Here is a 22,649-nt window from a genome sequence, read left to right on the forward strand (position 1 = left end):
ATGACCCTCGCCTATCGATCGCCTCGTTCACCACGCAACCATCGTCGAGATGAACGTCGAGAGCTATCGCAGACGGACCGCCCTCGAACGAAAACGCGGTCCCGGACGGCCGCCATCGCACGCGACACCTAAAACCGTCGCTGATTGACGCTGCGCGACAATCAGAGTTCAACAAAACTCTTGCGCGCGACAATCATCGCGGCAATCATCATCAGGCCGCGACACTGCCTCGCCATCCTGATCGCCGCGCACCTCCTACCCAGATTGCCGCGCTACATCGTCTCCAAGTTTGGCGACCATACGCCGTTCTACCGCCAGTCCGAGATCTATGCGCGCCAGGGCCTGCGGCTTGATCGGGCGACACTGGGCAACTGCGTCGTCAGGGGGATCTTTTCGAGAGCCCTCCAACATACAGCAGCATTCCGATCGAAGCCCACCAGCAGATGCTGGAGCCGTCGCCACGACCACCGTCCCAGCGGACATCGCCAGTCCGGCAGGCCGGACCAGGAACTTAAAAAATAGGGTTAGGCCTCCTTCGCCTGGCCCAGTCGAACGATGTGCCGTCGACCCAGATACAGTGCAGGATTACGGCGATCTTCCGGGCAACGGCTACCTTTGCCTTCTATCCTGATTGCCGTCGTCGATCGCTTACACAAAACTTCGGACATTCCCCAAGCTGAAGGACAAGCGACGCGAGGGCGCCAAAGTGATCAAGCGCTATCATGTTCCAGCCACGCCCTATGAACGCGCACTGGCGCATCCGAGGTTGAGCAAGGTCGTCAAACGGCGTCTTCGAGAGCTTTATCGCACGCTCGATCCTGTGGCCCTGCTGGCCGAGATGAGAGACGCCCAGGCGGAGCTCGGCACGCGCGTCGACGCCCGAGCGGGCAAGCTCGTGGCAGCAGCCAGCCCACCGGTACCGACAACGAACGCAGCAGCGTTCGCGAAGAGGCTCGGCAATGATGTGCATTTGGGGGAGCAGCGCATCATCCATCGGCGTCTGCACAAGCCATACAAAAAGCGCATGAGAATGCCATCAATGCTCGATCCGCACCTCGCCGACATCGAGCGCTGGCTGGCGGCCGAGCCCCGTCTAACCGCGCTGGCAATTCTCGGTCGCCTCGCTGAACAACGCCCCGAACAATTCGGTCCGCCGCAGCACACCATCGTGCAGCGATTGTTGCGATCGCTCAGACGCAAAGCAGCCGAGACGATCATCCCGCGCACGGCTGAGGGTGCGGCACTGGCCGGTGATCCCGGGACTGGGGCCGCCGCTGCGTGTGATGGGCATTCCGCGACGTCCCCCAGTCCCTCCGATCCTGCGAGCAATGACGCAACCTCGGACCGGCTGACAGTGGGGTCTACATCCGTCAAGCGAAAGTAACATCCTCAGGTGAGGCAATACGGGGGGTCAATATTGCAAACGATGACGTAATTGCGGTCAGCGCTCGTGGGCACGAAAAGCTCCATTAGAATCGAGCTCTCGCAATCAACCGATTCGGAGAACCTGTCATGAAGCAATATGTCGGACTCGATGTATCGCAAAAAGAAACTTCGATGTGCGTGGTCAATGAAGAGGGCGAGGTCTTGTTCGAGGGGAAGGCCAAGTCCGACCCGGGGGCGCTCACGGCACTGCTTCGCAAGCGGGCGCCACAGGCGGAGCGCATCGGCTTTGAGACCGGCGCGATGGCGAGTTGGCTGTGGCATGAACTTCGCAGGGTCGATCTTCCGGTGGTTTGCATCGACGCTCGGCATGCCCACGCGGCCTTGTCGGTACGCATGAACAAGAGCGATCAGAATGATGCTCGAGGTCTGGCCGAACTGGTGCGAGTTGGCTGGTATCGAGAAGTCAAAGTCAAGAGCGAGGAAAGTCAGAAGATTCGCGCGATACTCGTCGCGAGATCCCGGCTCGTGGCCATTCGTCGAGATATCGAAAACCAGGTCCGCAGCCTGATCAAAGAATCCGGGCTGCTGTTTCCACGCGCGATAGGCCTGCAGTTCCGCAATCTGGTCCGTGACCTGTTGGCTGACGGTCATCAGCTCCTCGGTGTGATCGCGCCGCTTCTGTCGATCCATGAGCAGATCTGCAAGCAGCAAAGCAAGTTCGACGATGAAGTCCGACAGCTTGCGAGGTCGGATGAGACGACGCGTCGCTTAATGACGGTTCCTGGTGTTGGTGTGGTGACTGCCTTGACGTTCCGGCATACGATCGATGACCCATCGCGATTCCGATCAGCATCGAGCGTCGGCGCCTATCTGGGTCTTACACCGCGGCGCAGTCAGTCTGGCGAAACGGATATCAATGGCAAGATATCCCGATGGGGCGACCGTCTTCTCCGAACTTACCTGTTCGAAGCGGCGACAGTTCTGCTTTATCGGACGAAGAAATGGTCTTCTCTCAAGGCTTGGGGAATGAAGCTTGCCAAGCGGATTGGCATGAGAAAGGCAAAGGTTGCTATCGCGCGGAAGATCGCCCTAGTTCTTCACTGTATCTGGGTAGACGGCACATCGTTCGACTGGGGCCAGGCGAAGGAAGCCTGATCCGATTTGTGAAGTTCCTGGTCCGGTCCGCCGGACTGGCGATGTCCAGCTGGGACGGTGTTGTGGCGACCTCGTTCATTCGGCTGGTGGCGGCTTGACCGTACTCCGCTGCAGACGTTGAGGCACCCGACCCGGACATCATCATGAGGCGCTGCGCGACCTCGGAAAGGACCATGACCCCAGCGACGACGTCAACCGGTCCGAGCGATCCCAAGCCTGGCCGGCAAACCATGTATCACCCGCGCCCGTGCCGTCTCCGCAACCCTGACCAGCTGCGACGGCACGAGCGCTACCACCTTGCCGTTGGAGAGTTCAAAAATGTGAGCTTGACAATGACACATTACCCGGCCGAAATAGGTACGCATCGTCTCAGCGCCCGCCTGGCACGCTTGAACCGCTTGGCATGGGCGTAGCGCTAATGTTTTATCTGGGCGAACTTGCCCACCCTCGCATAGGACTGGAGTAAACGCACCCGGGTGAGCTGCGCCAGCCGCACCAGCTTCTCGCGCGCTCGGTTCAGAAGCTTGGCATCAGTCCGAAACATCACATTCTTGGGCTGCACCGTCGTGTCGACCATCACCCGGGAGAACTCCGACGGTTCGATCGCCTTGGTCCTGACGGCAACCGACAGGCTCTCTTAGCAGGGCCTGAAGCCGCTCCTCGCCCATACGGTTGCGCTAGCGCCTCAACGACGAGTGATCGAACACCAGTAGCCGGTGCTGGAAGAACTCCTCGCCGCAGAAGAACTGGTAATAGGGGTTCTCCACCCAGCGCTCGCACAGGACCTCGTCGGACAGGTCATAGGTGTGCTTAAGGATCCCGAGCCCTGCGATCAAGCGCGTCGGCAGCGGCGACTGGCTAGGACCGTCCGTGTAGACCATTCCGAACGCCTGCTCCAGGAAGCCCCAATCCACCGTGCGCGCCAGCGTCGCCAGCGAATGCTTTCTATCGATGATCTGATCGAGCAGGGAGCGAAACAGATCCTGCTCGCCGGTCTCGCGCCGCTCCCGTGGCCGCATCAAAACCTCCGCTCATGCACTCCGACGAGCAGAGGATCACGATTGAATTCGACGGAATACCTCATTCGATCTTGCAAGGAAATCGGCCTCGCCATCGCGATTGCCGGCAAAATCAATCGCCGGCATTCCTCGAACTAGCCCGTAACTTCAGGCTGTTCGCGTTACTTCACGGGGGACTAGCTTACGAGTGGCGAGCCGTTGGGTTTACGGTATGGCACAGTCGGGCAGCGTGACCTGGATTTTAGCCACGTGCTAGCCGCCTACTCTACTCGGCTGACCGTACGGAAAGAGTAATTCTGCGCGGGAGTCCAAGCGCGATGGGAAAAACGGCGTCTGTCAGGCGTCTAAGCGCGCGGCATTCTTCAGACAAGCGTCCTTCCAAATAGCTGCGATCGTGCTCTGGCAGCTCGCGTTCCAGGAGCTGGCTGTAGCGGTGAATGCGGTTACGATGACTACGCATGGCAGCCAATTCATCATTGATGGGCATCGGCTCTCTTGGCGAATCCGGCAATATCTGCTGGGATCTCCTGCGAAATCCTTGCCAAAGGCTGGCCTGAAGCAGCGTGGACCCACAGTTGTCTTGCATGTGCCGACTTGCTAAGGGCAAACCGATCTCGTAGCTCGCCCAAACAGACCTCGGAACTGCCCAACTTATTAGAATACCTGCCGCCGAGGAGCGTGGTGCGATACGGTCGCTATAGTGTTGCGTTTGCGACAGGACCCGAGCCTTTGAAGACAGGGGCGGCTCGGGCAGGCTAGAATCCATATCGGATGCGACTTGTCGGCGTTTTGCGCTAACTATCGCCGGAAAGAAGGCCGCCAAAGCGCGAATATTGCTTCCGATGGTGATGGAAGCGGACGTGCTCCCCAACAAGGTTGTTCGGTGCCGCATTGGATAATCACGAAGCGTGGGACTGCTTGCGCCGTACACCACGACCACCGTTGAAGTCAGGCAAGCCGGATGCAGTGGCTCGCAACGGGGCCGACCGGCTGCGCCAGAAGGCGATACTGCCATTCGATGTTGTTGCCTTCAGTGCACTTGTCGTTGTCATGATAGACATTCGTTGAATAGGGTTTGATCGAATGGAATGGAGGGACTTTAGCCATGATCGCTCTTTCCTTGTAGGAAGGGGACTATTGTTGCGCGTGCGCCAACGGCGCGAAAATAGCGCCCTGCCGCTGCGCTGAGTAAATCAACAACCGAGGAGGCCGGGATATTTGCCCGTTGTCATTTAAAAGCGGAATACGCGCTCTTATATGAGCGACGGTTCTGAACGAAGGCCCCGTTCGCTCGCTGCCACACGAGCTATGGAATATGGCCGCAGTACAGATCACATCTACATCGAGCGTCACTCACACCCTCGATTTACTGATCCCATACGAACTTCGCACCCTCCGGGACTTCGCACAGGAATTCGTCCTGGTGTTCCGGCTGCGTCATCCCGGCCGCTAGTTTCGACGCCCGCACCGTGAGCTTACCATCGGGGCTCAGATTGTGACGGATGTATTCAGTCACTGGGAGCCCCGATGGTAAGCTCATGGTGAGGACGGTGTGCAACCCCGTTTTTGTATGACTGTTTTCGTGGCCGGCGGCCTCCTCCGATTCGTAAGGCGGCCTTCGTAATGAGAGTATCTCCCGTCGAAACGCTAAAAATGCTGCTGCAGTCAGCGTTTCATTGCTTAAAGGCCGAACATGAAGTTCACCCCGGAGGCACGCGCGAGCACGGAATCTTCTCCTTGGGTTTAAGAGGCATAGGAGCGGCCTATACAGTAAAGCGACTTGCCAGCAACAGAAAACGGGTGACGAGGAAACCTGCATAGGTAATTGCGCCGGCGGATAACCCGATCCAGACTCCAATTGCACCAAAGACCCAGCTCAAGGCGAAACTGACCGGGAAGCCGATTAGCCAGTACGCAAAGATTGCGAACAGAAGCGGTTTTGCCGTGTCTTTCAGCCCACGGAGCCCGCCACCCGCAATGACCTGCGCTGCATCAGCTACGAAAAAGCTTGAGGCAACCATAAGGAGGGATGACGTCAGTCCGATTGCCGTGTCCGTGTCGTTCAGTGACTTGTTTAAGAAAAACGCGGCGATCCGAAAACGCGTCGCAATGACCCCAACCGTCACAAGCGCAGAGGCCAAAACACCGAGCAGGATCGCAGCCAGGCCTGCGCGCTTGATACCGGAGGCGTCATTGTGCCCGACCGCATGACTGACCCGCACTGCGGCCGCCATGCTGATGCCGAAGGGCACCGTGTAGGCGATTGTGGCGATCTGCATCGTAATCTGATGAGCGGCAAGCGCGCTCGGGCTGATCCTACCTACAAGGAGTGCGGCGGCGGCGAACACGCCGTATTGCATGATGACTGCTACCGAGATCGGCGCTCCGATCAAAATGATCGCTCGTAGGAGCGGCCAGTCGAAGTGCCACAGGTGCGCAAGCACCTGGTAGTCGCGGAACGGGCGGCAAGCTATTGCGGGCCATAGAGCTGCTACGAACATGCCCCAATTTACGAGGGCGGTCGCAATGCCGACGCCAAGAAGATCTAGTGGTGGCAGCCCGAGCTTTCCGAAGCCCAGAAGATAAACAATGGCCGCGTTGACCGGGATAGCGGCCAGGGTAATTCGGAAGATCGGTTGCGGCCGTCCCACTGCGCCCATGAAATGTCGAATGGCCTGAAACCACAGCGCTGGCGTCACGCCCCACGCGAGTCCAAGCAGGTACTGCTGAGATAGCCGTGCTGCGCAATGTTCCTGACCGAGGGCGAGCAGAACTTGTTCGCCTGCCGTACAAACAGCCATAATAGGCAACGAGAAAAGCAGGGCCAGCCAAAGCCCCATGCGCAGTGCACGCGGCACATCGGCCGCACCCTTGCCGGCAAGAGATTGTGCCGTCAAAGGTGCGATCGGCGTCAGTAACCCGGCGCCGAACGTGAAGCTTATGACATACAGGGTGGTGGCCAATGCTGCGGCCGCGAGCTCCCGGGGCCCAAGACGACCAACAAAGGCAAGATCCGTCGCCATCATTGCGACCTGAGCAAGCTGCGCCAGTGCCATTGGCCAAGCCAACACCGCGGTCGCACGGAGCTCGACAGCGAATCTACTCAAAACCGTTCGTGTCCTTGGATTGCGACGCAAGGCAGAAAGCTGCTTCATTTGGTGTATTTCGTGCTCGGTGAAGACGCCTGCCCGCCTCGAGCCCACGGTCCCGCGATGTTGGGCGTCGAGTGCAAAAGGTGTTGATTCTGTAAAGAAGGTAGAACCAGGTGCGTCGCAGCCCTCAGGATACGGTGCCCCGGTTCGATGCTAGTGCCGTCATTGGTAGGCCCAAGCGAGCCTGTGTCCGTTGACAACGAAAACGCGATCAACGTGCTAAGGTGCATGTTGGTTTGGAAGAAGACATGATGAACGTACGGAAGCCGCCATAGTGAGCGCCGCGCGCTGGTGCGTCTCTCTCTCCAAGAAAGTATCGCTAACGCTGTCCAGCTAGTCTTGAGGTTAAGTGCGCAGTGTAGGATGCGCCGAAGTGCCGTAAGGTAGTGCTCTGTCATTGGGGCGTTTTCTACCGTCCCGGCAGATGAGCAAGTCCTTTCAAAACCTGTGCCACAATGAAAGTCTGAGTGAATTTGCCGAAGGGAAGGCGCCATGAGGCGGACAGCTGTCGCATCTGCGACAGTCCCCGTTGGGAAGAGCGGGGCTGCTGGGTCACTCAGGGCTGGCACTTGCGGTCAATCCAACCAGCCGCGCAGAGTGTCACGGTCAACTCTTTGTGGTCCAAACAACCTAACGATTAAAGCCTCAAGTCAGCTTCGGGCCATGACCTCCTGCGGTTCAAAGCCTGAGGCGGCTGTAATAATAACTTGAAACCAGTTACTGAGTAGTATCTAGGTGTTTCTTTCGGGTTATTCGCAGTGCCAGTTCGGCGTTTGCCTCGCAATGTTAAACGTGAATAGCGATTTGGCGCCATGCAGCTTGTAGTCATGGCTCCTTGCGGCTGGGTGGCCAGGACGCATCGGCAACATCGGCGCGCTGCGGCCCAAAGCATGACTTGAGGCTACTACTGTGTGTCCGCACACGAAACGATCCTTGGGGAGCCCTAAAATCCGACGGCATCGCGAATGTCGATCAAGACGTACGGATCGGTCGAGCCTGAATCTCTCTGATCCGAGGCGCGGGGAGCCGGAAGGCCGGCGAATGCGGTGCATGTCGATACCGGCCGCCGCTGGCCTTTACCGTGCCGCGAAAACTCCGATGGTTGGTCGTCTTGGGGCAGTTTCCCTCGCGCGATCACCGGCTTCGATGCGGGAATCGGGCGCCGCCACTTCTCCCATTTCGGACTTCAGGTCCATGTGGTCGTCTCCTTCTGGTTCTGCCCTCTGCAAGAAAGCCAACACGACCCGGGTTCGCAGCTAGCCTGCACTGTATTTCGACCCTCGTCAGCGACTTCAGGTCGATCTCCATCATCATCATGATCGCGATATTGGGACAACCAAGTCTGTGGACCGACATCAGATAAGTCGTCGCCGGTCAGTAAGCCGATTCCAACACATCGAATGGGATTGAGTTTAGTTCTCCGATTGCGAGCTTGTGTTGCAGGAAAAGGGGGCCGACGCGCCTTGCCATAATGTCGACGCGGGCTCCAGAGTGGTGAAGCCGGATGAAAAGGTACCCGCGTGCGGCGGACAAACACGAGTGTCAGAAAAAGCATAGTAGTTGTCAGAGCAGCTGAGGTGTCTCTTGCGTTTCTACACTGTCCCAATTTGTATGAAATCGGCACGCGCTTTGCTCTGAGGCAAGGCAGGGCACGTGTCTCGGGCATGTCCAGCCAACGGCCGGATCGTCGACGTCGCCCTTCTCCACTAAAGGAAGAGCGATGTATCAGCCGTCTAAACGATTTCGGGGTATTATCTCAGGTAAGAGGCGCCGCCGTCATTCTGAGGTTTCAGATCGCGCAATTCGCGTTGCTGGGGGGCTCAAGCGCTTCGGCATTGGGAAAGGGGACAGTGTATGCATCTTAATGCGGAATGATATCGCATTCGTCGAAGTTACCGATGGGATCATGAGAGCCGAAGCCCTTGCAGTACCTGTAAACTGGCATTTCAAGCGACAGGAGATCGGGTACATTCTGGCCGACTGTGGAGCACGTTTGCTAATAGGCCACGCGGACCTCTTGCATTTGTTGGATGCCGATCTCGCTAGCAGATTGCCAATTCTAAGCGTTCCGACGCCGCCCGAAGTAGCAGAGGCGTACAAGATTGAAGGGACGCGCCTCAAAGTGCCGCACTTCGCGCGGGATTTTGAAGAGTGGATAGCGGATCAGCCGCTCTTTGCAGGAGCGCCCGCGCGGCAGCCGATGACGATGATCTACACCTCAGGAACGACTGGTTGTCCTAAAGGCGTGCGTCGTAGCCCACCAACCAGCGAGCAGGCGATCGGATTGGAGGAAATGCGAGCCATAGTCTATGGATCTGGCACTCGCGCGCTACTCCCAGGCCCGCTTTATCATTCAGCGCCGAATTTATTTGGAATGTGGTTCAGCCGCCGCGGTGGTGCGCTTGTGCTGATGCCGCGGTTCGAGCCTGAAGAGTTGTTGCGGCTGATAGAGGCGGAGAGGATCGACACCATCTTGATGGTGCCGACTATGTTTATTCGCCTTCTGCAGCTGCCCGACAGTATTCGACGAAGCTATGATCTCGCGTCCTTGCGACACGTAGTCCACGGGGCTGCGCCCTGCCCCCCGATCGTGAAGAATGCCATGATAAATTGGTGGGGCCCCATTATATGCGAGTTCTACGGCTCGACGGAGGCCGGTGCGGTAACATTTGCGAGTTCGCGAGAATCACTTGCAAAGCCGGGAACGGTCGGCAAGCCGCTAGAGCACGTTCAGCTGCGTGTGATTGGTGCAGACGGAAGAGAATTGTCGGCCGGACAAATAGGAGAAATCTGTTCACGCAACGTATGGTACCCACGGTTCAAGTACCACAATCGACCTGGGAGCTCTGCCGAGGCCGATGACGACGGTTTCACTGCTTCCGGTGACCTCGGTTATATCGACGCTGATGGATATGTATTTCTTTGTGACCGAAAACGGGAGGTTGTAATCTCAGGCGGTGTCAACATTTATCCCGCGGAGATCGAAGCGGCTCTCCATATGATACCGGGCGTTCAAGACTGTGCTGTGTTTGGCGTTCCGGACGCGGACTTTGGCGAGGCACTGATGGCGGTGATCGAACCGCGCCGACGGGAGGTGCTTAGAGTCCATGACATCCGCGAGAAGTTGAAGACGGTGTTGGCGGACTACAAGATTCCGAAAATAATCGAGATCCGGACCAGCCTTCCGCGTGAAGAGTCTGGCAAGTTATTCAAGAGGCTGCTGAAAGATCCTTATTGGGAGAAGTCAGGACGCAGGATTTGAGAGGACTCGAGACGGAACAAAACCCCGCATCTGAAAAGGCACTGTTCTGCCCGTGGGCCCTCGGCTTGAGGGTCGCTAGCTACAATTGGTTGCCGTCATGGATCTCCTCTGTCGCAAGGTCGTCAGTTCGGGATGCGCGATGACAGAAGGGTTGATTGGTCCTCTCTACGCTGACTGTGGCCGCGACGAAGCGGCTGGATGGGTCTACCGTTCGATGAGGTGTCCACTCCGACTTACCGACGTCGTAGTGCTAGGATGGTGGCAGATAGACTTAGAAGTCGAAGTCTCCAATGGAAGCGTTTCGTGCAGCCTCGACAGGCGCGGTCGACGATCCTGGTGCAAGGTGAAGCTGTCCCGTTTGCATCGTGTCCACGTTAAGCGTTTGCCTCCGTCTACTCCTCTCACTGTGGCGGCACGTTAATTGCTGCTTGCTTGGAGAGGCTGCGCAGGCCGACGACTGTACTAAGGCGGAGAGCACTCTGCCCGCGCACCACATCACAGCGCAGAGGAGTTGAAGTTGGACCCCAATACATCACGACAGGCCTCCCGCCAGAAGGATTTGTACAAGGTCGGCGAAGTGCCGCCCCTCGGACACGTTCCCGAACGTATGTACGCGTGGACCATACGGCGCGAGCGCCACGGGCCGCCAGAGAGTTCGATGCTGGTAGAAGTGGTGCCGACTTGGCCGATCGGCGAGGATGAAGTATTGGTCATGGTCGCTGCTGCAGGCATCAACTATAACGGAGTGTGGGCGGCGTTAGGGGCGCCGATGTCCCCCTTTGATGTGCACCTATGCTCCTATCATGTGGCCGGATCGGATGCGGCTGGAGTGGTTTGGGCGGTAGGAGCAAGGGTGCGCCGGTGGAGGGTTGGGGACGAGGTGGTCATCCACTGCAATCAGGACGACGGGGATGATGAGGATTGCAATGGTGGCGAACCGCTCCTCTCACCTTCCCAGAGGATCTGGGGATACGAGACGCCTGATGGTTCTTACGCCCAGTTCTGCCGCGTGCAGCCACGGCAATTGATGCCGAAGCCAGCTCACCTCAGCTGGGAGCAGGCCTGTTGCTACACGCTAACGCTTGCAACGGCTTACCGGATGTTGTTCGGACACCCGCCGCACATTCTAAAGGCTGGCGACTACGTGCTGATTTGGGGTGCTACGGGCGGGCTCGGGGTATCTGCAGTGCAGCTTGCAACAGCATGCGGCGCCAATGCAATCGGAGTCGTTTCCGATCGGACTAAGGCCGATTATGTAAGATCGCTTGGTGCAAAGGGTGTTATAGTCCGCACTGAATTCAATTGCTGGGGCCCTATGCCGGCAGTAAATTCACCTCAATACGGGCCTTGGCTCAAGGAGGTGCGGCGGTTTGGAAGGGCAATTTGGGATGTTACTGGAAAGCGCGATATCGATATTGTGTTCGAGCATCCAGGTGAGCAAACATTCCCCGTCTCGACGATCGTCGTAAAGCGCGGTGGCATGGTAGTCGTTTGCGGCAGCACAACAGGTTTCAATCTTACCTTCGATGCCCGTTATATCTGGATGCGCCAGAAGCGAATTCAAGGTTCTCATTTCGCGAATCTCAAACAGGCAAATGCTGCGAACCGTTTTGTGCTCGATCGCCGAATCGACCCGAGTATGAGCGAGGTCCTGCCGTGGGAGGAAGTTGCGCGAGCGCATACGAAGATGTGGAAGAATCAGCACAGGCCCGGAAACATGGCTGTTCTGATCAATGCGCCGCGAATCGGACTACGAAATTTGGAGGACATTTTATCCGCGGCTGCGTTGCCTTAACCGTAAGCGCAGTTCTGCGGCTTTTGACTGGCCCTTGACGCCTATTTTGTTCGCGTCGCGCGTCGCCGCGGTTTCCATGTGTCGGACAGCGCGTTGACGGCGGCTTCGAGCGCCTTCCGGTCGACGATGTTGGGATCGAACCGCGCCGGACCCCAGAGGCGCATATGTTCGTGGTCCGGATGGGCAGGGTCTCTGATGGCTTCAAGGTATTCGGCATAACCCGGCGCACCGCCGACGTCTTCCGGAGGACAACGACCGGCGGCTTCGAGCAAGAAGGGAAGTCCCTCCGTCGTGGTGTTCTCGAACCATTTTTCGAGCTTGATCACATGGTCCCAGCTGTCGCCGAAGTCATAGAGATAATGGATCGTCTTGGCGCCAGTCTCGCGAACGACATCGCAAGGCCGCGCTTTGCTGGCATCCATGGGCTGGTGGGCGTAATCGTTGTGAGGATCTGGAATCCCCCAACGGACCTCACCAGCGAAGAACTCGAAGAGGTGGCTGTTCGTCCAGCCAAATGCCGCCTGAAGCGACAGATGCAGCCGATCCAAGCGCAGGGTGACGGGTACGACGAGGCGACGCATCACCTCCGGTTTCACGTCCTTGAGGTCACCTTGATCCGGACCGCGGTCGTGTTCAGGCTCATGCCGCCAGCCTCGGATCGTATGGAAGCATCGTGTAGATCGATGCCCAAGGGAGCAGTTCGTCCAGTCGCGCCGCAGGCCAACCATTGACGAGATTGGCGAGAACATCAGCGAGCCAGTGCTCGGCACTGACGCCATTGAGCTTACAGGTTTATGCCGCCCGCCGAACTATGCCGAACGGAGTTGGTATGGCACGCCGTTGTCACGCTGGCACCGCCGATCGCGTGCAGGGCAGCCCCATTCCATTCGGCATAGTCTGGTCGTTCAGAGCGCCTCCAGAAAGGCGAGCAGGCGGTCGTTCGGCTGGAAGCGGGTTAGCTTGCCGCGCTCGTACGGCTTGAGCTTCGCCAGGGCAGCTTCCTTGAGGGCGAGGTGGGCGTGCAGGTACGTCTGCGTCGTCTCGACCGATTCATGACCGAGCCACAGCGCGATCACAGAACAGTCGACGCCGGCTTGCAGCAGTTCCATCGCAGCGCTGTGCCTCAGCACGTGCGGCGACACGCTCTTGGCCTTCAAAGACGGGCAACTCTTGTGAGCGACACGAACATGCTTTCCCAGCAGGGACTGGACGCTGTCGGCACTGAGCCGGCCCCCGTGCACGTTCGGGAACAACGCTGTTGCTCCTTTCCGCAACGGTTCCTTGAGCCATGCCTGGAGCGCACACCGAGCGAGTGTGGTCAGCGGAGTGGTCCGCTCCTTCCGCCCTTTACCGACGCATCGCACGTGTGCGCCAGACCCGAGGTGGACGGCATCCCGGTCAAGGCCAGTCAGCTCTGAGAGGCGTAAGCCTGTCTGGGCCGCGACTAACAGCAAGGTGTGATCGCGGCGGCCAAGCCACGTCGTTCGATCGGGCGCTGCGAGAACCGCCTCGATCTCGGGGCGCGTCAGGAAGTGCACCTTTCGCTTGTCGTGACGCTTGCTCGGTATGGCGAGCACGCGCTGGATCAGCGCACTGTGTGCCGGTTCCTCGAAGGACACGAACCTGAAGAAGGATCGGATGGCCGTCAGACGCAGGTTACGCGTCTTCGCACTGGCGCCGCGCGTTACCTCGAGATCGGTGAGGAACGCGCCGATGAACGTTGCATCCAGATCGGCGAGCGTCAGGGCCGATGGGGACTTGCGCAGCTGCACCCGAGCGAACATGAACAGCAGCCGGAACGTGTCTCTGTAGGAGGCGATCGTGTTGCCGCTAACATTGCGCTGGCGCATGAGGCGCTCGGTGAAGAAGCGCTCGATCAACGTGGCGACATTGCAAGCGGGCTTCATGGCGTCACCTCCCATCGCCGATCGAGACGCCGCGCGGCTTCCTCCATCAACTCGGGGCAGGCCGAGAGATACCAGTAAGTGTCGCGCACGCAGACGTGGCCGAGGTAAGTGGAGAGCACTGGGAGTTGTTGCTCGACGTTCTTGCCTTCGCGATACCAGTTGAGCAGCGTCCGGATGGCGAAGCGATGACGGAAGTCATGCACGCGTGGCCCGGTACGATCACCTGGGCGCCGCAGCCCGATCTCTCTGGACAATCGCCAGAAGACGCGATGAACGTACTGGTGCAGCAAGCGGCCTCCCTGTTCGGCAACGAAGAAGGTCGAGCCGCAGCGTGACCCGAGCAGCGCATCGCGCCGGTGGGCGTAGTCGCGCAGCGCGGTTCTCGTCGTCGGATGCAATGGCACGAGCCGCGACTTGCCGAACTTGGTCAGCCGGACCGTCAGCACGCCGGCGTCGAGGTCGACGTCATCACGCTCCAGGCCCATCGCCTCGGATATACGCATGCCCGTCACCGCGATCAGCCCGAACAAGGCATGGTAGGTCCATCGGCGCAGCCCGTCCGCTGGTGGCAGAGCCAGCGCTGCCGTCAGCAACGCATCGATCTCCGCGTCGCTGTAAACATAGGGCTTGGCGCGCTTCCATCCGGGCAGCATGCCGACGGGCGGCACCTCCGTTCTCGGGTCGAAGTTGGCGACATGGCGCGCGAACCCGCGCACGTCGCTCAATCGCAGCGCCCAGGATGCATGACGATCGGGCGGCAGCGTTGCCCATTCCATGGCCAGCTTCGTCGTGATGATCCTCGCCTTGCGCTTCTCCATGAAGGCGACGAAGTCGGCGAGCCGACGGGTCTGGTGCTCGTACTTGTATCCAAACCCTTGCGCATGCTCAGGTACTTATCGAGTGCGGCGCGCAGATTGGTCATTGCACGCCTCCCGGCCAGGGCAGGCTCAATGTTCTCAGCGCATCGATGTCGACCTTCGAGTAAATCCGGGTAGTGTCGTGGTTCTCGTGCCGCAGCAACTGTCCGATCTCCGACAAGGTGGCGCCAGATCGGAGAAGCTCGGTAGCGAGACTGTGTCGGAAGATATGGGCGCCGCGATGTGCGCAACCTTCGATTCCAACGCGATCGAGAGCGGCCTTGGCGATCATGGTGATCGCACATCCGGAAGCAAAGCCGACGTGTGGCGCGAGCGTACGGACGAACAATCGTCGGCACGACGACTTTGGGCGGCCATTGCGGAGATATGCAACGATGGCCGCGCCAACGTCTGGCGGTATCGGCATCCGTGCACGCTGTCGGCCCTTGGCGCGAACGAGTATCTCGCTGGCGCGCCAGTCGATATCATCAAGGGTGAGCGTCGCGACCTCGTCGGCCCGCAGGCCGAGCTTGGCTAGCAACAACAGAATGGCGTAGTCCCGCCGTCCCATCACTGTCTCTCGGTCGCAACCGTCGAGAGCCTTCCGCACCTGTGCCGCAGGCAGATAGGTCGGCAGAGTTGCGAGCTTCCATCGCCGCATCGATGGAACGCAATCCGCCAACGGGCGCGCGTTCAGCCCCCGATGGTGGAGGTAACGGAGAAAGGCGCGCAACGACCAGCACATCGCCTTGCCTGTTCCCGGGCTCCAATCCTGGGCGTGGCGCTCAATGTAGCGGATCACGTCCTCTTGGCTGATCTTGCCCAGGGCGGCGCCGCCGGAGCACACCTCGTGCAGGAACCTGCGGATGACCGGGAGATGGCGGACGATGGACCTCGGGGCCAAGCCGCGCTCTGATCGCAGGTAGGCATCGAACTCCTTGAAGATCCGTTCGTGCGGGGTGAGAGGCGGCAGCACCGACGGCGCGATCACGCCTTCCTCGCGCAGCACCGACAGCCATCGCTTGAGCGCGGCCCGGTCACCGGGTTGGATAGACTGCCTTCCGCCTCGATGCCGGAGGTACCGCTCAACGACCTGCTCATCGAGATCGACCAGCTTGTAGCGACGGCCCGCCATCCAACTCAGGAGCCCGCCAACCACGTTGAGGCAACGCCACGTGCCGTGCCGAACGAGCCTCTCTTCGATGAGACGAGCGGCGTAGCGCTCGACGAGTTGTCCGTGCGGCCCGCTTCTGAGACGCCGGTACAGCCGGCTTCTGCCCAAGTACTTTTCAACTTCCATCTTCCTGTTCTCCGCTGTTGAAAGCGGAGGCACAGAACGAACTATGCCGAACCGACCAAACGCCGGTCAGCCAGAAATCTGGGGAAAACGACCCGACTCGGCATAGTTCGGCGGGCGGCATAAACAGCCCTATGCCGCGCGCGGCATAGGGCTGTCTCAATGAACGAAGCCAGGACTGCCCAATCCTCGGCGCCCTCGTCGCACCCGGCAAAAAGAGAGTTCTTGGCGTTGAGCTTGATCGGCCGCATCGCACGCTCGACAGCATTCGTGTCCATCTCGATGCGCCCGTCATCAAGGTAGAGTGTCAGGCCGCTCCAATGACGGAGCGCGTAACGCAAGGCCTTCGCCGTGTCGCTCTTCGGTGCAAGGTGATCAAGCTTGGCCTCAACCCACTGCTTCAAGGCTGTAGCGAGAGGCCGAGCATGCGCCTGCCTGCCGGCACAGCCCTCCGCATCCGATCGGCCGCGGAGGGCCTTCTCGACTGCGTAAAGCTGGGCGATGCGTTCAAGAGCCTGGCGGGCAACCGGAGCTGGCGCCGGCGAAGCCTCGCGCTCGATCTTCACAAACTGGCGCCGCAGATGCGACCAGAAGGCGAGCGTCCCGGACAGGGCGTCCGCACGCCTCTCTCGGATCATCGTCTTGTAAGCTCCGTCGCAGTGGATGATGCCGCGATAGCCTTCGAGCAGCCTCAAGCCGGACGGCTCCACGGCCCGGTGCATAAGCGTAAACCACCCAGGTGGGTCAGGTCCGGCCCAGGGCCTGTCATCGCGTGACAGCGCCCAGAAGTAGCCAGTTTTCGTCCTGCCGCGCCCCGGATCTAACACCGGTGCGGGAGTCTCATCGACACAGAGCTTCGAGGAGGCGAGCAGAAGCTGGCGCAGACGATGCCTTCAATTCCTGGGCCGCATAGCCGACCCAGAAGGCGAGCGTGGAACGATCCAGCGCTATTCCGTGGGTCGCCAACATCTGCGCCTGGCGGTAAAGCGGCAAATGCCAATGATACTTGGCGTCGATCACATGCGCGACCAGCCGCTCGGTGGGCAATCCTCCCCTGATCAGTCGCTCGGGCGCAGCCTGCTGGAGGACGACGCCGTGACAGGCGCGGCAGGCCAGCTTGGGCCGGCGGGTTACGATGACGCGATACTGCGCCGGAACGACATCGAGCCTCTGACTCTCATCGTGACTGATCTCGAAGAGGTCGCCGTTACAACACGGGCAACTGGTCTCCGCTGGCATCAGGATTTCGACGATGCGCGGCAAATGCCACGGAAGTTAAACCCTGTTGGCTCTGCGCGCGGCAGCTCTCTTCTCGCAAACTCTGGGATTGGGGCGATCTTCGGCTGCTTCGAGGGCGGCGACGGCCTGATCGATATCCTCCAGAACAAACTGCAGCTGATCAGCGTCCAGCTTTTCCGAGGACCGACCGAACTGCGCATCTTTTGCAAGCTTGAGCAACCGCTCGAGCCTGGCGCAGCGATCCAGCAGAGCCGCGGCAAAGACCCGCAACTCGGCCGGATCGCTCGGCAGTTCATCAGGCAAATCACTCATTGCCCCGAGTCTGCCATGCTTCGCGCCCCGATGCAGCGAAGATTTGTATCTTTACGCAAGTGCTTTCGGCGGTGCGTCGCGAGGCGCATGCATGCGCGTCCAATCCATGCCAGCCAGAAGCACCGACAGCTGGGCGGCATTCATCCGCATCACGCCGGCCACAATGTGAGGCCATTTGAAGCCGCTGCCATCGAGCCGCTTCCAGTACATCACAAGGCCGCTGCCATCCCAGACGACGATCTTCACCCGGTTAGAGCGCATCGCACGGAACACCACCGGCACACCCTTCATCGGGTCATGGCCCAGCGTCTCCTTCGCCAACAGCGCCAAGCCCTCCGCACCTTTTCTGAAGTCTACAGGTTGCGTCGCCACGTAAAGCATGAGGCTCGCGGGCGGCGTCAGCATGAACGTGTCCGTCGAAGCGCTAAGAACACGTCGCTCAACACAGCAAGGCCAGGCGCCCCCCGCACCTCCACGCGTGCTCCCTGGAGCTCAACCGTCACAATGGCTGCTTCCGGCGACCTGGTCGGCTCTGCGGCCGCCGGTAGCGCCGATTCCGATACCACCGGCACGAACGACAGCGTCTCCGAAGTCGGCAGCACCAACTGGCCCAAACGTGCCCGGCGTCGCCAGTCGTGCACCTGCTGGGTGCGTATTCCGACGAAGTCGGCCGCGGATTCCGGGCGAAGCCGGCCGCCTGTACCGATTGAAGCCGGCCGTGGATTCCGATGATCCCGGCCGCCTGCCGAGGCGGGGTCTCGCGACGACGTCGTCATCAGGTCAGTTGGCGGGCTCGTCGTCAAGCGTCTGACGCTTGGCGGCGGCTTTGCGCAGGCTCTCGCCCTTGAGATTGAGCCTGTGGGCGTTGTGTACGAGGCGATCGAGGATAGCGTCGGCAATGGTTGGGTTGCCGATGAGCTCGTGCCAATGCTCGACCGGGAGCTGGCTTGTCACCAAGGTCGAGCCGCGGCCATGGCGATCCTCCATCATCTCCAACAGGTCGCGTTGCTGCTCGGCAGTCATCGGGGCAAGTCCCCAGTCGTCGAGGACCAGAAGCTCGACGCGCGCCAGGGTCCTGAGCAGGCGAGCGTGGCGGCCGTCGCCCCGCGCGAGAGTGAGCGCCTCGAACAGCCGCGGCAGCCGTTGATAAAGCACGGAGCGGTTGTCCCGGCAGGCCTTGTGGCCCAAGGCGCAAGCAATCCAGCTCTTGCCGACGCCGGTCGGGTCGATGATGAGCAGGTTCTGATGCCGGTCGATCCACTCGCCAGCGACGAGCTTTTGGAACAGCGGCTTGTCGAGCCCGCGCGGCGCCTTCATGTCGATATCCTCGACGACGGCGTTCTGCCGGAGACTTGCGAACCGCAACCGAGCAACCAGCCGCTTGTTCTCGCGCTCGGTCGCTTCACGGTCGACGAGCAGTGCGAGGCGCTCCTCGAAGGCCAGCGCGGCAATGTCGGGTTGTCGCTGCTGTTCGTCGAGGGCCTTCGCCATGCCGGTAAGCCCGAGCGCGACGAGGCGGTCGTGGGTGGGATGTGTCAACATCGTCTCTCCTTTCTTCACTGGTAGTAATCGGTGCCGCGGATATTGCCGTGTCGGATCGGTGGGCCGTCTGGCGGTCTCTCGTTGGCGTAGGCGCGATCGAGCCCGTGCTGCAGGATCGACTTGATCGAGCCGTAGGTGGTCGCGCCGATGTCGTTGCCACGCTGGCAGGCGGCCTCGATGCGGGCCGAGCCGTAGCTGCGCGCGAGCCGCAAAATGCCGAGACAAGCCCGGAAGCCCTGCTCGGGGTGTGGTTTGGCTTTCATGATTGCTTCGACGAGAGCGATCGTGGCAGGGCCGATCTTGGCGGCTTCTCGCTTGATCCGCGCCGGGGTCCATTCGGCATAACGCCGGTGCGCGCTCGGCATGTGCTCCGGGATCGTGGTGTGGCATTGGGGTACGTCAGAGCGGGCGTGGCTGGCAACCCGGCTGCCCTTGTGCAGGATCTCGACCGTCCTGTCGGTGACGCGCGCCTCGAGCTCTTCGCGGATCAGACGCGAGGGCACCGAGTAGTAGTGACCGGCGATCTCGACGTGATAGTCGGGCGCGACTCGGCACTTCTTCCACTCGGCATACTGATATGGCATCGGCGGCAGGGCGTTGAGCGCCGGCTTGTCGATCTGTGCGAACAGCTCGTTGCGGCTCACGCCGAGTTTACGCATGATCCTGGCATAGGATCGGCGTCGCCTCAATCCTATTGCTCCTAACGATAGGACATGCCGTCCGCACGGCCGTCGCTTTCACAGCATGGTTTTCCTTAGGCAATCCAGGAAGAGAACGTTTCCTAGCTACGAGCGGTCGGCCTAGATCACTCACCCTACAAGAGTAGATAGGCAGGAATCTCTTGCGGCCGAGCAGTGAGGATCGATAAAAGGATACAACCAGCCTCACACAGAGGACTAACAAATATGACATACACCTTGAATCCCTTGCTGCGCTTTCTCCAGGTTTACGATGACGCGGCCGCGAAAATGGGCATCAGGCTTTCCATTGGGTGTGATTTCAACGAGTACATCGCGATCACAGCCTCGCTAGCAGACAAACCCAATACTTATCCCATCTTTCGGCCAGACCGCTCACCGATTCGAACGGGCGAAGGGTATTGGCTTGTGGGTTTTGATAAGGAAAACAAAGTGGCGCTCGTCGAGGCCGCGCGCTTCTATGACCTGTCGCAAACCACCCTTGCAGCACACCTCGAAACGCTGAAGTTCTTCTATGCGAATCCGACGATAGATGCACATCCTGAAGATCGCTGCGTTTGTACTGCTCAGATGGCGCGCAGCATTACAGGTAAAGTGGTGTACCACGGGGATATCTGGATCCGCCCCGACTTCAGGGGCTCGGGCCTGCTCAAGATCATGACGGGGACTATGCGTGGCGTCAGTCTTGCGATGTGGGCTCCCGACTTTCTCTGTGGCCTAGCTGGGCGGTGGTCGTTGGATAAGAACGTCTATGATCCGGTTCACAATGAACCAGGCGGAGCAGACATTCACCTGGTGCAAGAGAATATCGTCGCTAACGATTGGCTGTTCTGGATGACAGGCTATGAACTTAAGCAATTGTTAGACGTAACGCCGGACCTGAACTGATCGTCTAACGTCGTTGCATTTGCGGGCTGCGGGCCGGAACAATACCGGCGACGAAGGTCTTGAGCTAACGCCCCACCGATTGCCGCTCTCTAGACTAGATGCCATACGCTTGTGAGTTAATGAGCGTGCCAAGCACTTCAGCTACCAGCAGCCTCTCCATCGGATCTCTATACACCATCCGGGTCACCGTACAAGGCTCACGACTTCGATCCGAGTTATCGCGTCGCTCCGCCCACCGCGTAGAAGCGGACATACCAATGCAAGGAGATCTTTCAATGAGTCTTAAGCTTACCGTCTTTACTGCGATACCCCGCGAAAGGGGACAGCAGCAAGGAGAGCTGATGCGATCGGAAATCGCGGCCAATGCTGACTTTTATTTAAAACGCTTTTGCGCTAACGGAACTAATCTTGCGCAAATTCAAGCTGAAGCAACTGGTTGGTTGCGCTTCCTTGAAGATCTACGACCCGACTACGTTGAAGAGCTGAGGGGAATTGCCGACGCTGCCTTTATGCCCCTCTATACGGTTGTGATGCTTAACGTCCGGCATGAGATTTGGCTACGCCTGATGGCACGTCGAGCCGCCGATCTATCGTATGGGATTTTGGATGGCTGCACGTCTGCCGGATTAATGCCCGAGGTAACCGCGCAAAATACAACAATGCTGGCGCAAACGATCGATGGGCAAGCGGCAGTTCGGGGCACCCTTTTTGTAGGCAAAGTAGTGACGCCCGCTAACCCGCAATGGCTGGGCATCTTCGAAGCAGGCTGCGCCGGCCCCATAGCGGGACTGAATGAAGCTGGGATCGGGCTAGTCTGCAACAGCTTGGTTTCGCCTATTGATGGCTCGGCACTCATGACCGCCCCGTTTAAGCTGAGGTGCCGGTCCATCCTTCAGGCGCCGACATTCGACCGCGCGATAAGCGCGATTATCCGCGCTGATCGAAACATCTCTATGAACTACCTGATTGGCCATGCTGATGGCGAGATTATCAACATTGAGAGCTCCCCCAATGACAAACGGTACATTTATCCTGAGGATGGGGTAATTTCACACGCAAATCATTTTGAGCCGGGAACACGAATACCTTCAGAATGGGAGCGCTTTGTGCCCGACAGTCCGTTTCGGTCCCGTCGCTTTGGTCGACATCTGCGCTCAAGGCTCGGGCAGGTGGATGTGGATCATATTTTGTTGGGCCTCAAAGACCATTTCTCTTACCCGGCATCCATTTGCTGTCACCCGAACCAGGATACGCAGTATCCGAATAGTACCCTTTCCGCCATCATTATGGATCTAAGCAAGCGTGTTTTGTTCGCCACTGACGGACCCCCGTGCAGCGCGCCGCTTGAGCGATTTGATCTTTGGATTTAGGGTCTGTACCTAATTAGCCGGTTCTGATTCCCTCGCACCGAGTTGATTCGGCACGGGGGACTTCGATGCGCAAAGGGCTGTTTTGGCTTAACGACAAGCAGTGGGCTCAGATAGAGCCGCATCTGCCGATGAACCAGACCGGCCCGGCGCGCGATGACGATCGGCGCATCATCAGCGGTATCATTCACATGCTTCAGTGCGGCGCACGCTGGCGCGATTGTCCGCCCGACTACGGTCCTTACACAACGATCTACAATCGGTTCAATCGCTCGGCCAAGCGTGGACATTGGCAGGCGATCTTTGAAGCGCTCGCCCGCTGTGGCAAGGACGGCGTGACTTTATCCATCGACTCCACCTCGATCAAGCGCATCGCTCGGCGAGCGGCGGAAAAGGGGGGGAGCATGAACAAGCGATCGGCCACTCGCGCGGTGGGCGGACCACGAAAATCCATGCGCTGAGCGACCCTGACTGCAGACCTTGCGCATTTCATCTCACTCCAGGCCAGGATGCAGATATAGCCGCAGCGCCGGCCCTTTTGGAACTCGCGCCACCGATGTCTGCCCTCATTGGTGACAAAGGGTACGACGGCGACGGCTTTCGCGCCGAAATCATCGATCGTGGTGCCAAGCCTGTCGGTATCCGCCGGGGCTAAGCCGCGACAGGAGCTTTCACCAATTCCACCGCTTGAGGAGCGTACGCATACGACGAAGGCCGCCTGATTGACGCATGCGCGCGAGCACGGCGAGTTCTACGATGGCGTTGCGTGAAGG

General features: G+C 59.4%; 16 protein-coding genes and 6 pseudogenes. 8 read left to right on the forward strand and 14 right to left on the reverse strand.

What is annotated here, in order from left to right:
• Nucleotides 1-276: 276 nt before the first annotated feature.
• Nucleotides 277-379, forward strand: a pseudogene (locus L6637_RS40845) (IS66 family transposase); the annotation flags it as partial.
• 132 nt (nt 380-511) lie between these two features.
• Here L6637_RS40845 and L6637_RS40850 read toward each other — a convergent pair.
• Nucleotides 512-622: pseudogene (locus tag L6637_RS40850) on the reverse strand (IS110 family RNA-guided transposase); the annotation flags it as partial.
• 84 nt (nt 623-706) lie between these two features.
• On the opposite strand from L6637_RS40850, the gene L6637_RS40855 reads away from it, so the two are divergent.
• A complete protein-coding gene (locus L6637_RS40855) occupies nt 707-1,384 on the forward strand; it encodes a hypothetical protein (protein WP_128955123.1) in 678 nt (225 codons plus the stop codon).
• Between the two features lie 128 nt (nt 1,385-1,512).
• The gene (locus L6637_RS40860; RefSeq protein WP_128929876.1) at nt 1,513-2,541 is read left to right on the forward strand and encodes an IS110 family RNA-guided transposase; all 1,029 of its coding nucleotides are present in this window, start codon (nt 1,513-1,515) and stop codon (nt 2,539-2,541) included.
• Between the two features lie 338 nt (nt 2,542-2,879).
• Here the strand turns inward: L6637_RS40860 and L6637_RS40865 are convergent.
• The 3 genes and pseudogenes from L6637_RS40865 to L6637_RS40875 all read right to left on the reverse strand — a co-directional run.
• A pseudogene (locus L6637_RS40865) lies at nt 2,880-3,560 on the reverse strand (transposase); the annotation flags it as partial.
• Between the two features lie 948 nt (nt 3,561-4,508).
• Nucleotides 4,509-4,667: a hypothetical protein gene (locus L6637_RS40870; protein ID WP_164934297.1), complete on the reverse strand. Its 159-nt coding sequence runs from the start codon at nt 4,665-4,667 to the stop codon at nt 4,509-4,511.
• Nucleotides 4,668-5,323: 656 nt separating this feature from the next.
• Nucleotides 5,324-6,616, reverse strand: a complete 1,293-nt coding sequence (locus tag L6637_RS40875; RefSeq protein ID WP_237867200.1) for an MATE family efflux transporter — start codon at nt 6,614-6,616, stop codon at nt 5,324-5,326.
• Between the two features lie 1,816 nt (nt 6,617-8,432).
• Here L6637_RS40875 and L6637_RS40880 point away from each other — a divergent pair.
• Together L6637_RS40880 and ccrA are read left to right on the forward strand one after the other, a co-directional pair.
• Nucleotides 8,433-9,974, forward strand: coding sequence for an acyl-CoA synthetase (locus tag L6637_RS40880; RefSeq protein WP_128929873.1), 1,542 nt, complete (start codon nt 8,433-8,435; stop codon nt 9,972-9,974).
• Nucleotides 9,975-10,491: 517 nt separating this feature from the next.
• Nucleotides 10,492-11,769 carry a crotonyl-CoA carboxylase/reductase gene (gene ccrA / locus L6637_RS40885; protein ID WP_232995631.1) on the forward strand — a complete coding sequence of 426 codons (1,278 nt, stop codon included), beginning with the start codon at nt 10,492-10,494 and terminating at the stop codon, nt 11,767-11,769.
• 41 nt (nt 11,770-11,810) lie between these two features.
• Here the strand turns inward: ccrA and L6637_RS40890 are convergent, their stop codons facing one another.
• The 10 genes and pseudogenes from L6637_RS40890 to L6637_RS40940 all read right to left on the reverse strand — a co-directional run bounded on the left by L6637_RS40890 (nt 11,811) and on the right by L6637_RS40940 (nt 19,612).
• Entirely contained in the window at nt 11,811-12,365 is a 555-nt protein-coding gene (locus L6637_RS40890; protein WP_232995630.1) for a plasmid pRiA4b ORF-3 family protein, read from the reverse strand.
• A gap of 43 nt (nt 12,366-12,408) precedes the next feature.
• A pseudogene (locus L6637_RS40895) lies at nt 12,409-12,561 on the reverse strand (transposase domain-containing protein); the annotation flags it as partial.
• Nucleotides 12,562-12,674: 113 nt separating this feature from the next.
• On the reverse strand, nt 12,675-13,676 hold the full coding sequence (locus tag L6637_RS40900) for a tyrosine-type recombinase/integrase (protein WP_128929872.1): 1,002 nt from the start codon (nt 13,674-13,676) through the stop codon (nt 12,675-12,677).
• The gene (locus tag L6637_RS40905) at nt 13,673-14,494 is read right to left on the reverse strand and encodes a tyrosine-type recombinase/integrase (protein WP_308421757.1); all 822 of its coding nucleotides are present in this window, start codon (nt 14,492-14,494) and stop codon (nt 13,673-13,675) included. Before L6637_RS40905 ends, L6637_RS40900 begins: the two co-directional genes overlap by 4 nt.
• Before the next feature lie 100 nt (nt 14,495-14,594).
• Nucleotides 14,595-15,833, reverse strand: coding sequence for a tyrosine-type recombinase/integrase (locus tag L6637_RS40910; RefSeq protein WP_128929871.1), 1,239 nt, complete (start codon nt 15,831-15,833; stop codon nt 14,595-14,597).
• Nucleotides 15,834-15,874: 41 nt separating this feature from the next.
• Nucleotides 15,875-17,069 (reverse strand): annotated as a pseudogene (gene tnpC, locus L6637_RS40915) (IS66 family transposase).
• A 36-nt stretch (nt 17,070-17,105) separates the two neighbouring features.
• On the reverse strand, nt 17,106-17,381 hold the full coding sequence (locus L6637_RS40925; protein WP_232995629.1) for a transposase: 276 nt from the start codon (nt 17,379-17,381) through the stop codon (nt 17,106-17,108).
• 51 nt (nt 17,382-17,432) lie between these two features.
• Nucleotides 17,433-17,786 (reverse strand): IS66 family insertion sequence element accessory protein TnpB, encoded by a 354-nt coding sequence (gene tnpB, locus L6637_RS40930; protein ID WP_128929870.1) that lies wholly within the window; start codon nt 17,784-17,786, stop codon nt 17,433-17,435.
• 375 nt (nt 17,787-18,161) lie between these two features.
• Nucleotides 18,162-18,923, reverse strand: coding sequence for an IS21-like element helper ATPase IstB (gene istB, locus L6637_RS40935; protein WP_128929869.1), 762 nt, complete (start codon nt 18,921-18,923; stop codon nt 18,162-18,164).
• 14 nt (nt 18,924-18,937) lie between these two features.
• Nucleotides 18,938-19,612 (reverse strand): transposase, encoded by a 675-nt coding sequence (locus tag L6637_RS40940; RefSeq protein ID WP_164939080.1) that lies wholly within the window; start codon nt 19,610-19,612, stop codon nt 18,938-18,940.
• A 216-nt stretch (nt 19,613-19,828) separates the two neighbouring features.
• On the opposite strand from L6637_RS40940, the gene L6637_RS40945 reads away from it, so the two are divergent.
• The 3 genes and pseudogenes from L6637_RS40945 to L6637_RS40955 all read left to right on the forward strand — a co-directional run.
• Entirely contained in the window at nt 19,829-20,509 is a 681-nt protein-coding gene (locus L6637_RS40945; protein ID WP_128929867.1) for a hypothetical protein, read from the forward strand.
• A 275-nt stretch (nt 20,510-20,784) separates the two neighbouring features.
• Entirely contained in the window at nt 20,785-21,879 is a 1,095-nt protein-coding gene (locus tag L6637_RS40950; protein WP_164934298.1) for a C45 family autoproteolytic acyltransferase/hydrolase, read from the forward strand.
• A gap of 65 nt (nt 21,880-21,944) precedes the next feature.
• Nucleotides 21,945-22,513, forward strand: a pseudogene (locus L6637_RS40955) (IS5 family transposase); the annotation flags it as partial.
• Nucleotides 22,514-22,649: the final 136 nt, after the last annotated feature.

Source organism: Bradyrhizobium zhengyangense (assembly GCF_022012435.1).
GTDB lineage: Bacteria > Pseudomonadota > Alphaproteobacteria > Rhizobiales > Xanthobacteraceae > Bradyrhizobium > Bradyrhizobium zhengyangense.